8 protein-coding genes and 1 pseudogene are annotated in these 12,777 nt (G+C 51.4%); 3 read left to right on the top strand and 6 right to left on the bottom strand.

The window, feature by feature from the left end; translation table 11 throughout:
- Positions 1-972 (top strand): annotated as a pseudogene (locus tag PAT3040_RS18335) (GTP-binding protein); the annotation flags it as partial.
- A 35-nt stretch (positions 973-1,007) separates the two neighbouring features.
- The gene (locus PAT3040_RS18330) at positions 1,008-1,265 is read left to right on the top strand and encodes a DUF2164 domain-containing protein (RefSeq protein ID WP_258235043.1); all 258 of its coding nucleotides are present in this window, start codon (positions 1,008-1,010) and stop codon (positions 1,263-1,265) included.
- A 213-nt stretch (positions 1,266-1,478) separates the two neighbouring features.
- Here PAT3040_RS18330 and PAT3040_RS18325 read toward each other — a convergent pair whose 3' ends face one another.
- The 6 genes from PAT3040_RS18325 to PAT3040_RS18300 all read right to left on the bottom strand — a co-directional run bounded on the left by PAT3040_RS18325 (position 1,479) and on the right by PAT3040_RS18300 (position 12,084).
- Positions 1,479-2,288 (bottom strand): alpha/beta hydrolase, encoded by an 810-nt coding sequence (locus tag PAT3040_RS18325; protein WP_181376706.1) that lies wholly within the window; start codon positions 2,286-2,288, stop codon positions 1,479-1,481.
- 84 nt (positions 2,289-2,372) lie between these two features.
- On the bottom strand, positions 2,373-3,209 hold the full coding sequence (locus tag PAT3040_RS18320; RefSeq protein ID WP_087572188.1) for a carbohydrate ABC transporter permease: 837 nt from the start codon (positions 3,207-3,209) through the stop codon (positions 2,373-2,375).
- 13 nt (positions 3,210-3,222) lie between these two features.
- Positions 3,223-4,173 (bottom strand): carbohydrate ABC transporter permease, encoded by a 951-nt coding sequence (locus tag PAT3040_RS18315; RefSeq protein ID WP_256976092.1) that lies wholly within the window; start codon positions 4,171-4,173, stop codon positions 3,223-3,225.
- 125 nt (positions 4,174-4,298) lie between these two features.
- Positions 4,299-5,780, bottom strand: coding sequence for an ABC transporter substrate-binding protein (locus PAT3040_RS18310; RefSeq protein ID WP_258235042.1), 1,482 nt, complete (start codon positions 5,778-5,780; stop codon positions 4,299-4,301).
- Positions 5,781-5,808: 28 nt separating this feature from the next.
- Positions 5,809-9,588, bottom strand: coding sequence for a DUF4838 domain-containing protein (locus PAT3040_RS18305; RefSeq protein WP_108993869.1), 3,780 nt, complete (start codon positions 9,586-9,588; stop codon positions 5,809-5,811).
- Positions 9,589-9,831: 243 nt separating this feature from the next.
- Positions 9,832-12,084 carry a helix-turn-helix domain-containing protein gene (locus PAT3040_RS18300; RefSeq protein WP_181376705.1) on the bottom strand — a complete coding sequence of 751 codons (2,253 nt, stop codon included), beginning with the start codon at positions 12,082-12,084 and terminating at the stop codon, positions 9,832-9,834.
- Between the two features lie 154 nt (positions 12,085-12,238).
- Between PAT3040_RS18300 and PAT3040_RS38760 the strand changes: the two genes are divergently transcribed.
- On the top strand, positions 12,239-12,777 hold a 539-nt coding region (locus tag PAT3040_RS38760; protein WP_258235041.1), incomplete at its 3' end, for a type 2 periplasmic-binding domain-containing protein.

Here is a 12,777-nt window from a genome sequence, read left to right as displayed (position 1 = left end):
GAGGCGCGTATCGGGGACATCGTCGGAAGCGCGGAAGGAGTGCCCGGAGAGGCGAGGCTTGCGGTTCCGCTTCTCACAGTGCAGGCGAAGTGGACCGATGAATCGCGCTACCACGCCATTGTGACCGCGCTTCGCGAGTTGACGGAAGAGGACCCCCAACTCGACTTGCAGTGGCTTCAAGAGCAGCGAGAGCTGCATGTTAAGGTAATGGGACCCGTTCAGATCGAGGTGCTGAGCCAAGTTCTGAAGAGCCGATTCGATCTCGATATCGAGTTCGGCGCTCCTTCCGTTATTTATAAGGAGACGCCGGCGGAGACAGGAGAGGGCTTCATCGCTTATACGATGCCGAAGCCTTGCTGGGCCATCCTGAGATTCCGCATCGAGCCGGGCGAACGGGGCAGCGGCTTGCATTACGAATCGCTGGAACGTACGGAACGGCTGCTGGAGAGCTACCAGAACGAGGTGGCCCGTCGTGTACCGGAAGCGCTTCAGCAGGGTCTGTTCGGCTGGGAGGTTACCGATCTGCGCGTCACGCTTGTCGAGGGCGAGCATCATGTGTGGCACACGCATCCGTTGGACTTCGCGCTGGCTACGCCAATGGGCGTTATGGACGGCTTGAACCGGATCGGCGTCAAGCTGCTGGAGCCTCTGCTGGCGTTCAAGATTTCCGTGCCGGAAGAGCATGGCGGCAAGATTATGAACGAGCTGATCGCCATGCGCGGAGAATTCGACGCTCCGCAGCTGCGAGGCGAACGGATGGAGCTGACGGGCAAGCTCCCGGTGGCGACTTCGCTCGATTTTCCCGCGAGATTCGGGTCCATGACCAAGGGCAGGGGCATCCTCTCGACGACGTTCGCCGAGTACCGTGAAAGCCCGCCGGACGTCAAAGCGGAGCGGCCTCGCAGGGGCGTGAACCCGCTGGATCAATCCCGCTTCATTCTGTATATGCGGAAGGCTCTCGCGCAATCATAACGTGCGGAGCATGGAGCAGAAAGGAGGTGCGTATCATGTCAGTGACAAGAATGCCGAGAGAAACGAAGCAATTGCTTGTGTCAAGTATCCGGCAGTATTTGGAGACGGAGCTGGACAAGGAGATCGGAGAGCTTGCGGGGGAGCAATTCCTGGACTATTTGATGAGCGAGTTGACCCCGCATATTTATAACGGGGCGATCGACGACGCCCGCAAGCTGCTGGAGGAAAGAATGGCCGCTGCGGACGATGATCTGTATGCCCTTAAGAAACCGCTCTTGAATGGCAGAAGGTAAGTGCGGTTCCTGCACGCGCGCATGAACGCTTAAACATAAAACGAGGCTATCCCAAAAGCCAAATTGTAATTTTTCGAGCCCAATGGTAAGTCGGATTTTTTTCGAAAATAAGGACCTCAGCCCCCACTTTACAGTGGAAATCGAGGTCCTTTCACGTGCTATTTGGTGCATTTCCGCCCATTCTATGCGGTCTTGACGGAAGTAAGGTCGTCTTTACTTCATCTTTTTTTCTTTCCGGCGGTCAAACCAAGCCTCCAGCAAGCCCAATGCCCGTTGTTGTTCGGGGGTCTCCAAGCGATAAAAAAAACCGTGCTCTGTTCCTTCAATCAAAACGGCCTCTGATTCTCCTCCGTAACTTCTGATCTTCTCGCTCATGAGATGAATATGCGCGTGGGGAAAGAAATACTCACGCTCGGCAAGCAGGAACAAGAAGGAAGGACTATCCCGACCAACATGGTTAACCGGCGAGGCTTGGGCAAACATATCGGTACGATCGAGAACATCATACGGATACCCGATAGTCTGCTCGATACTGCCTCTTATGTCCGCGTTCATATCCGGCCACTCCTCCAACGTTGCAGGACCGTTTATCGATACGCATGCATCGGGCTTCCGCCACAGGTCACTATCTTTCTGCGCAATATCCAGAGCCTCCGGTGAGACAAGCGCCAGCAAGGAAGCAAGATGCGCCCCCGCCGAGCTGCCCAGGACAATCATATTGCGGACCGTCTCCTGCCTGCGCTCCAGATGGCGCAGGAAGGCAAGATACGCTCCCGTTACATCGGTTAGCTGCTGCTTCCAGTTCACTTCGGGCGCCGGACGATAACCGGCGCTGGCACACCAGTACCCGCGGGAAGAAAAGTGTTCCAGATGATAATGGAACAGATCCCTGTTCCCGGAATTCCAACCGCCGCCGTGAATATAAAACAAGGCCGTAGGCCCCGCAGTACCATAGGGCGCGGCAATATCCACAGCTCTTTTCCATACAATGGGCTGATCCAGATACAGCGTCGTTAGCTCCATACTCCCTGCCCCCATTATCAAAAAGCGAATCTTGGTTCAATGCCCCGATCTGATCCGCATGTTCCAGCAGACGAAGCAATCGATCTAACCTTTAACAGCGCCGAGCGTCGCGCCTTCCATGATCCAGCGTTGAAAGAACATAAACATGATGATCGAAGGCACCATCGCAATCATCACTCCGGCAAACATGGTCACCCAATCCGATGTGTACTGCATCATTTGATTCGCCGCGTACATACTGACGCCGATCGTATATTTCGACTGATCGCTCAAATAAATGAACGGTCCCAGGAAATTATTGTACAGTCCCAAAAATTTAAAGATCGCCACCGTCACGATGCCCGGAATCGATAAGGGGAATATAATGCGCATGAAGACCTGGAAAATCGACGCTCCGTCCAAAAATCCGCTTTCTTCCAGCTCCTTGGGCAACGATCGCATGAATCCTCCCAGAAGCATAAGGAAAAATACATTTTCCCCGAGACTGTCGAGCAGGATGAGTCCGGTCAGACTGTTCGTGAGATGCAACTCCCGCATCAGCACATATTGCGGAATCAACGCATTGATTCCCGGCAAAAACAAGGAAAGCATGATGAGCGCCCACATCAGCTTCCGGCCTTTAAACTGGATGCGGGTTAGCGCGTAGGCGTTAATCGTTGTCAGGAACGTGCCCAACACAAGACTGACTCCGACATAATAGAGCGTATTCAGCATCGCATTTCCGATGCCGTATTTGATCCAGGCATTTTTATAGTTCATCCAGTTTAACGATTCGGGCAGCGCCCACACATCTTGAAAAAACGACGGATTTGATCGCAGCGATTGATAAAACACCCATAAAAGCGGAAACAATATCGCCATGGACCAGGCGATCAGCAAAACCCACCAAACAACATCGATGATCGTACGTTTCTCTCGCATGCCTTCCATCCTCTCAATATTCAACCGACCGGTCAGGCATATATTTATCCATCAGCAATTTTGCTGTCACCAAAATGACAAACAGAAGCATGCCCACAGCCGAAGCGTAACCATAGTTATGATTTTCTGTTCCAAAAGCAAGATTGAAAATATATAGCCCGACTACATCCGTTGCTCCCGCGGGACCGCCGTTCGTCAGGATCAATTGTTTCTCGAATCCTTTCAGGGTGCCCAGAATCAGAAACAGCGCGCTTATGCGGACAATCGGCATAATTAGCGGTATCGTGATGCGAAATAAAATCGTCATATGGCGTGCCCCTTCCAAAATGGCCGATTCATAAAGCGACTTCGGAATGGTTGTCATGGCGTTCATGAAAATAATGACGTAAAGGCCCACGCCTCCCCATACGTAAGGCGGTACAATCGCGGCAAGCGCGGTTCTGGCTTCGCCAAGCCAATAAAAATTGCCGATCGGCACACCCAGCAGCCGCAGGAAATCGTTTAACAACCCAAAACTTCCGTCATAGATAAATGTCCAGAGCAGGGCAATCACGATGGTAGAGAGCACATTCGGGAAAAAAAACAGCACTTTAAAAAAGGATGTTCCTTTATAGCCTTTATTGGCAAGCAAGTATCCCAATAGCAGTGAGATGGAGATGACGGCAATCGGCACGGTCGCCATGTAGAACAGGTTGTTCAGCAACGCCCTCCACACGTATTTATCCTGAAACAATGTCACAAAATTGCTCAAACCAACAAATTCCGGCTCGGAGATGCCATTCCAGTTCAATAAGGAATAATAGACCGACAACATATTCGGGTAGAGCGTAAACAGCAAATATCCCCCAAAGGCAGGAGTTAGCGCCAACAGCAAAAAGAGATTTCGCTGCATCTTCGCATTTTTCAACCCATCCTTCCACAAACCGGAAGCTGGGGATCGTTTGGCGCGCGACAGTCGATTCAATTCGGCAACTCCTTTCTGTATTAGAATCGCTTATGCATGTTTCCGCTGTATTGACGACAAAGGATGATTAACCGTGCATACTTTGCCGCCAATAGCAGCGGGGAGTCATTTCCTTGCAAAAGCTATTATTTCTGTGCCTGTATCGCCTTTTCGATTAACTTTTCCGCCTCCTCGAGAATAGGCAGAGGTTCCTTATTTCCTGATGTAATGCCGATCGTGCCTTCCTGAATGACCTTGTTCGCTTGAGAGACGCTCGGGTCCGTTAACGTCCGATCCCGTACGGCCCCCTCCATTTTTGTGTTGTTGGCATTCATGTACTCGAACATCGCTTTCGGAGCATTCTGCAACTTGCCGGCTCTCGTCTCGTCATCGGAGAAGTCCTGGCGCACCGGCAATTGTCCGCCTTTCTCGGCGATGACCTCCTGTACGTCCAGATTCCACATCCAAACATTAAATTCTTTGGCCCATTGCTTGTTCAAATCCGGCTTGCCCGCCCAGATGTAGTGACCATTGCTTGCCGTGGAGCGAATCCATCTGGTACCGTTCGGGTCGTCGCCCATAGGAACCGACATATAACCCCAGACGAACTCAGGCGGCAACGCCGACTTCATTTCGTTTTCCACATACACGCCGGTCGCTACCATCGCCGCCTGCCCCTGGATCATTTGCATTTGCGATTGAGTGTGCGACAAGGCCGCTACGCCTTCCGGGAAATATCCTTTTTGGCCAAGCTCATAGATTCGTTTCCATACTTCGATGCTTTCCGGCGAAAGATGCTGCGGCAAATTAAAGTTGCGGAAGTTCTTTGTAAACTCCTCTAAATTGCCGTTGATTTCAGCAAGCTCAAACATTTTGACTGGGCCGAATGCATGCTCGATATAATTCGGATATTGGCCCGGATACGTTATGGGAATGACTCCGTCCGCTTTGATCTTGGCCAGCAGTTCGACAAATTCGCTCCAAGTATTCGGCGACTGGTTCCATCCCTTCTGCTCGAACAATAGTTTGTTAAAGAACAGGCCGGATCCGCTGGCGGCTACGGGCAACGCATAAAGTTTACCCTGGACGACATTGACCGAAGCTTCAACCGCTCCCGGCATTACCAGTTGCTTGAGTGTTTTGCCGTTTCCATCATATAAAACATGGTCCCACAGATCGTCCTGCGGCTCCAGCTTGCCTGCCAGGACAAGCGGCGTTACTCCGCCCGGAATCGTTCCATTGAACAGATCAAACATATCGTCGTCGTCATTGGCCGATATTTTGGCATTGATAATATCGCCGATCTTCGGAGAATATACGACCTCGAAGCTGACATTCGGGAATTTCTTTTTGAACGTGTCCATCGCATAATCGATGTATTCGCGCCCCATACCGCCTTCAAAGAAACCGAATTTCAGCGTCACGGCCTCGTCCTTCGGCAATCCGTTCTCCGGATATACGTCATCCTGGGCCGTGGCCGTCGGGGAACTTGTATTCGGCGCCCCGCTTGCCCCATTCGTTTCTTTATTTGTTTTGCCATTCCCGCTGCCGCTGCAGGCTGCCATGGACATCGCTAGCACCAAAGCAAGGAGCGCAACCACAATCGATTTCATTTTAACTGCCTTCATTGAAAGTCCCCCTAATCGTTTCTATTAGTCAACTGCCGCTTGCCGCATTAAAAAATTGCACATCGTCGATATAGAGCTCTATCGGCTGCGCGCTTTCAACCAGGAAATTCAGACGCACTTTACCTACTGCTATACCGTTAACCGTTGCTGGAATTTCTCCTGTAAGCCGGGCTTCCAGCCATACGCCTTCCGCATCCTCCAGAGCAGTCACAGGAGAACGCACGGTGCTGAAATTGAGCCAATTGCCTTGATCATCCAGCAAGTCGAATCCCCACTGCATGCTAGCCGACGTATTGCCGCCTGCAGGCATATGGTAATGGAAAGAGAAGTCTACCAGACCCGGCTGAACAGCAATCACCTGGCTTGGGCCTCCCCAGCCTTTCCCGTAAACCATCATACTCGCGTTATCCGTATATCCCGTTCCTTCCACGCGCTGGATGACCCGGGACGCTGTCGATCGGGACAACAGCTCCCATGGCGGCGCTTTCGTCGCATCGCCCGCCTCGCTATTCTGGAAAGAGGGGTTAAGCACCAGGTTGGGCTCGGATACCGCTTGCAGCAGCATGGTCGCAAACTCTCTGGCACGGAGGGAGGAATGTGTCGCCGACAGATCGGCTGCGCGAGCCCGCACGGGTCCGCCGCTTGTCTCCTGTTCCCTCATGTATTCGACGAGCTGCCAAAACTCGGCGACATTCCAGCCCGACCACATCAACTGATTAAACGATCTGGCATCGAAAGGTTGAAAGAGCGCCGGATCGCTTCTAAATTGCTCCAGCAACAGAACCCGTTTTTCGGCCATCTGCAGCCGTTCTTCAAATGTGTCTACCGCTTCTTCCAGCAAGACGAGCGCTGCGGCTGTATCGGCAGGCGGTTCATTAGCTTGCGGATAACTCAGGACGGACGCTTCGTAATACTCGAAGGCTTTCATAAGCAGATTTGCTCTGGCCTGCTGCTTATCCGTGCCCGCGTTCGCAACGACCTGCTCCAGCAGCCCTCTGCTAATCGCGATGTCTTCAGTTGAGACCGCTTTCAGATAAGAAGGATTATGAAAGGTTTGATAAATGGCGCCGGGCAAAAACCAGGGTTCCTCGATCGCCCGTTCCGTCCAGAACTGTTCCCAATGCTCATAATAATCTTCCAGATAGGGAGCCGCTGCTTCGCCAACCGCCCGCGAATACCATTCATGGAGCAGTGCATTGACGTTCAGATCGGGATCCCAAAGCAGCTTCGCCGCTACCCATGCCTTTGCTCCTTCGCCCCAATTCGGATACAGCTCGGCGTATAGCGATGTTACTCCCCGATCATGGGCAATTCGGAAATTGTCCGCCATCAAATGCGGGTATACGCGCGGCACAAGATAGGGACTGCCATAAATATAATCATAGTAGGCGACCTGCTGCGTAACCTCCAGCCAACTGTCATGATCCGCCAAATCCTGTGCCTTTTGATCCGAATCAAGCCAGGCCGTCCTGTCCTTCGTAATAAAAGGAATAACGCGCGGGTTCAACTGAAACGAAGGCGGTCTGTCAATCGCTTGGTAAACAAGAAATCCAAACCACTTGTCCGGGTAAACCTCCAGCACGCGCTCTACAACCTGATTGACCCAATTGAAGTAGACGGGAACCGGGTCGCTCTCGCAAAAACCGTTTCCATCGTTAGTACCGAGCGAATACGATTGCGAATTTGGATTCGCCTCGAAATAGGCAAGAATCTCCGTAACCGCCGCGTCGATCGTATCCGGATTCGAAAAGCACGGCTGCCATCCTTGTATCGAATTCGCTGCCGGAGGTATGCCATTCGGATAAAACTCCGGATTGCTCACTCCGTACTTGGATATTGGGAATAAATTATACATATTGTGATGAAAGCTGATCGGAGCGTTATAGAATCCTTGCATTCCGTTTCTTTGCGCCCATTTGTATTGCTCCTGCCACACGCTTACGCTGTTGTTCGGTTTGGCATGCAGAGGACTGAACACCCGAAAATCGAATGCCGGTTCTTCGCGTACGATATCTCTGGCAACCAACAGGTCACTGCGCTGCGGAACATCCTCGCCGTCAGGTCCGGGCATAAGCCAGCGCACGCCGGCATATCGCTCCAAGAAGTTGTTGACGCCGTTGACGGCTCCCCAAATGCCGGCTCCTGCAATGACGACCTGATGTTCTTGCGGATAGATAACAAAGCCGTCGCGACTTAGCCCCTCCAGCAAAACATCCAGCGCCGGATCATTGCCTGAAACGCTTTGGGCGGTGCCGAGACGGATCACGATCGTATCCGGATCGACTCCTTCGCTCAAATATTCCGCTTCCGTTAGAACGGGCAAAAGGGTGTTTGTCGATTTATGCACGTATTCGACAAGCGTATCAATGGCAGGGCTGCTGCTGGAAACGATCGGCTCGAAACCCGGATTCGTTATCGGCATGTTTTCGTCACTGGCCGACTTCAGCGTTACATCATCGAAGTAGAGATTGGCAGGAGCCATGCTGGTGAACAGGATCACCGCTGCGTAGGCTGCCGATGGCGGCGCCGCGGCGGTATAAGACACGTTCTGCCATTCGGCCAAAGGTACCGCCCTGATTGATCCTTGCTGGGCGATCCTGACTTTATTGGCGTCATAGTAACGAATAAAGACTTGAGGATCTCTGCCGGATTCGCGATAGACGGATGCCGAGAGCGTATAGGAGACTCCTCCGGTTATCGCGACGGGATCGCTTATTATCCCGTAGGATCCGTTATCCGCGGCTTGGATATGAAGGCTCTTGATGCCGGAGTGGCTGCGCTCATCGCTTACGGCAATACTTCCTGTCCCGTATTCTTGTTTCCAGCCCCGGATGCCGTTTGGCTCCGGTATTTCTTCTCTCTCATAAACCGTGTCGTCCACCACGATTACCGCATTGGCCTGTCCGTTACGAACAATCTCCAGCGGCGGCAACGTCGGCTCCGGCGTAGGCGTCGTCGTCGGCTCTGATGTCGGTTCATCCGTGGGTACGGGCGTTGACGCCGGTGTTGGCTCGTTGGCCGGTCCAGACGATGATGCAGGAGTCGGCGACGGATTGAGGGACGGTTCCGGCGTGGACGTGGGAGCCGTTGTTGGGCTTTGATTGTTCAGCCCTTCTCCCGCTTGTTTGTAAGCTTCATAATTCGTCATAAATTCGAATGCGAGCCGGGCCGCCGCCTGGCGTTCCGCAAAATCTTGCGGTGCGAAACGGAGCGATCCATCGTTACCCGCGATCCCTTTCAAAAATCCGATGCGGAAAGCCAGGGCGACATAGGGTTTCGCCCAATCGGCAATGCTTTCGGCGTCGGACCACTTCACCGCGTTCCGTTCCTTGAGCGCTTGTTTTTCCAGTCCAAAAGCGCGAATGTACAAAACGGCCAATTGTTCTCTTGTCACATAAGAGTCCGGCGAGAAAGTCGAAGCCGACGTCCCTTGGACAATGCCTGCCGCGACAAGAGCGCCAATGTAGCCGCGATGCCAACTGCCTTCCGCAACATCGGAAAACCTATTGGCTTCATCGGGCTGTTCCGGCAAACCCGATACAAGCGCCATGACTTTCGCCAGCTCCGCTCGCGTAATCGGCTTTAGAGGAGCAAACGTACCGTCTTTGTACCCATTGATAATGCCTGCCGCCGTTAATTGCTCAATTTCTTTCCGGGCATAAGAAGAATCGATGTCCGTTATCTGCGGCGCAGCCCCGTATATTTTCCCGGGTGCTTGAAAACCTCCAAGCGACAGAGTGGAAGTCAACAATAAGACAACAAGCAGCTTGGTTATAACGTTTCGTGCATACCGTTTAACGTAAAGCATGGATCATCCTCCTTGAAGCAGAAGTATGTTCTTCTAAAGCCGAAAGCCTTTTCATATTAATTCAACGGCGCTCCCCCTTCGCTTTCCAAATGCAGTTCCGTCACCCGGGACTAACCATAACACCTCCCTTTTTACCCGTATATATAGCCTTTTTGACCGTATAGACAAAAATTAAAAAACGGCCTCGAAAGCTTCGAAGCCGTTTCTGCGACGTTTTTTAACCGGTGCGACTTTAATTGAAATCTATGGAATCAAGTCCTTCCGATAGTTGCCCGGCGTGCTTCCCGTATATTTCTTGAACGCCCGGATAAACGTAATGCCATGCATATAGCCGACCTCCTCCGCGATGGACTGAACCGTCTTGTCCGGGTATGCCTTCAGAAGCTCGATCGCTTTCTCGATCCGGGTCTGCGACAAGTAGTCAATAAATTTAACCCCGAACTCCTCCTTGAACAGCCGGCTCAAATAACTGGCAGTCAAACCAAACTCTTTTTCCAAATGGGCGTGAGACAGATTCGAATCATTGTAGTGTTCATGGATATATTGCTTTACGCCGCGAATCAAATGATGATTATGTTTGCTCTCCCGCAAATCGCTCATTCTTCTGAAAGTATCCTGGAGAACTCCAAAACATTCTTTTTGTATCGTATCCAACGTTTCCTGCCGTCCCATAATTCCGTTTAATTGCGCATGCGGTCCATCGTTCCAGATCGTTTGAAATTCTTTGGGAAGTTCCGAGATTTCTTTGTGCAACTGGTAGATGAGGTAATTTAACATCCCGAGCAACTCATCTTTTGTAAATAACTGTTCGCGCCATTCCTCGAACAATTCGTGCCAATGACGTTCCCAGTCCACTTCCCCTGACCGAAAAGATTGGCCGACGGCACGGACGCGCTGCGATTGTTTAAGGATTTCAAGCGGCGGTTTGGCGGCGATATCCGTGTGTTTGATAATCCGGTTCATGCCGAGAGAGGCTTTATAATTCAGCGCTTCCAACGCGCTCTCGTACGATTCGACCACATTGGCGGCATCCTCTTGCCAGTTTCCTACGCCTACCGTAACCGTGTAAGGCAAATGCCGATTAACCCATGCTTTTAATCTCTCCATTAGCGAAAGCGCCTGTTCGTCTGCATTCCCGTCATGTTCCATAATGAACAACACGCCTAGCTGATGGCGCTCTATCCATTCCGACCATACACGGCATGTTTCCGTCTCCGCCATTTCATCAAGCGCCGAGTACATGACATGCTTTAGCAAGTACAGATCCCGGGAGGTATATTTGCCGGAAATGTCCTGGTAACCGTCAATTTCGACGATGGCAACAAGCAATCTGCTATGATCGATCGCCCCGCCGAACTGCTCGACTTCTTGCCGCCATTCAATCGTTTGTCCTGAAACCGCTCCTTCCAGCAATTGCAGGAACACATGCCGCTTGCGGTAAGCGAGATTTTCTTTGTTCTGCTCAAGCAGCAAGCTGGATTGATCAAGCAGTTTGTTGACTGCTGTCTCGATATACTTCAATTCATCGTCCCGGTCGGGAAGCGTCAGTTCCTGCCGCTTCTGCTGAAAGTATTCGGTCATGCGCTGCGAAATCATTTGAATCGGCCGGTAATTCCGGCGCGTTACAAAGATGAGCCATATTATTCCCCCGGCAATAGTCAGAAACCCGAGCGTTATCCATACGTAAAACAGGGTCGACACCCACTGCATTATGCCTCCTTCATAAACGCCGCTGCGAACCGTCCACCCCGTATACTCGGATTGGGCATTGGACCATTCCGCGCCGCTCTCCGGGCGTTCTCTCCATCGTTCCTTCATCGCATTCGGCCAATCACGCGTAGCAACAACCCCGCCGTCGACATCCGACAGCTCGAAATAATTCAGCCCTGACGGCGTCATCCCGCGAATCAAATGGCTTAATCGTTCCGTGCTGACATTGACCACGACCAAACTGCGGTCGGATAGATTGGCATACTTGACCAAACTGACCACATCAACGGTCGAATCTCCCGATTGCTCGCGATATTCGCGGTTGCTCGTCCAGCGGAACGGCTGCAGCGAAGAAAGCTTCCGGCCAACAAACTGCTTGTCTCCGAATTCATTCAGCCTGATAAACGTTGTGGGACTTAAAACCATATTGTCCCTTGTCCGGTACAAATAGATAGAGTCAATAAGCGGATGGCTTTCCAGCAGCTCATTCAATACGATTGCCGTACGATAATCCCAATATTGCCTGTCCCGAATAGATGTTTCTTGAAAAAATAGAGAGATCATATCATTCTCGAGCAATTGCCGGTCTATTGCCAGATCAATCGATTGCAACGAATTGTCGATCATCTGCATCACGTTGTGGGCTAACATGTTGTTGGCCTTGTGCGCAGATTGTTTGCTAACCTCGCTCAGAGTCAAATATGCGATAAACAACAGGCTTAAGCTGATGACGAAAAAAACCGGCAAATAGGACAACTGGATTCGGTTTAACCGATTGATTCGCATAGGAGCCTCCGGAGCTTCGTAGTTTATTAGGACACATTCTACCTTCAATGATATAGCCCTGCAACGAATAATCTTTGCTATGGTTGAAATTTTGTTTATTTTGTCTGCTATAATGAGTATGATTATAGCAGCATGGCAAGTGGGAGGAGATGCAGTGAAATTTGTCAAAATGAGTCTTGCCTTGTTCACGATTCTTGGCGTTATCCTGATCAATTTCGGGATGAAGGACAGCGGCAATGCCCAGACTCCCGTATCCCCGACAGCATACCATTCATTGGACAAACATTCCTTGAAACTTTTTATCGACGCTCCATCCTCAGCCCGCTTGCCTGATCCGGCGAGCGATGTCGTGCGGCAGGAGATCGAAAAGAGATTTAATGTCGACCTTGATGTTACCGTGATGGCGCCTGGCGATGAATACAATTCAACCATCGCTTCATTGCTCGCTTCCAACGATCCTCCGGATATGTGGCTGGTCTCCAGACCGGACGGAGGCGCCAAATATATACTGGACAACGTGTTGGCGGACATGACGCACTACATTGCGCCGGATACCATGCCAAACTATTTTAAGCACTGGATCAGTGAGAAGGAACTGCGCGAATACCAGATGCAGAATAAATTTGCGCGTGCTCCGGTTCCTTATGACAAACAATCGTACCGGGCTTATTATATACGAAAAGACTGGCTGGG

The organism is Paenibacillus agaridevorans, from assembly GCF_003112455.1.
In the GTDB taxonomy this organism is placed as follows: Bacteria; Bacillota; Bacilli; order Paenibacillales; family Paenibacillaceae; genus Pristimantibacillus; species Pristimantibacillus agaridevorans.
This window is presented reverse-complemented; position numbering and strand designations above follow the sequence as displayed.

What these genes read in the sequence shown, in the direction of transcription:
- PAT3040_RS18330 (WP_258235043.1), top strand. Translation starts at nt 1,008, where the DNA reads ATGTCAGTGACAAGAATGCCGAGAGAAACGAAGCAATTGCTTGTGTCA.
- PAT3040_RS18325 (WP_181376706.1), bottom strand. Translation starts at nt 2,288, where the DNA reads ATGGAGCTAACGACGCTGTATCTGGATCAGCCCATTGTATGGAAAAGA.
- PAT3040_RS18320 (WP_087572188.1), bottom strand. Translation starts at nt 3,209, where the DNA reads ATGCGAGAGAAACGTACGATCATCGATGTTGTTTGGTGGGTTTTGCTG.
- PAT3040_RS18310 (WP_258235042.1), bottom strand. Translation starts at nt 5,780, where the DNA reads ATGAAGGCAGTTAAAATGAAATCGATTGTGGTTGCGCTCCTTGCTTTG.
- PAT3040_RS18305 (WP_108993869.1), bottom strand. Translation starts at nt 9,588, where the DNA reads ATGCTTTACGTTAAACGGTATGCACGAAACGTTATAACCAAGCTGCTT.
- PAT3040_RS18300 (WP_181376705.1), bottom strand. Translation starts at nt 12,084, where the DNA reads ATGCGAATCAATCGGTTAAACCGAATCCAGTTGTCCTATTTGCCGGTT.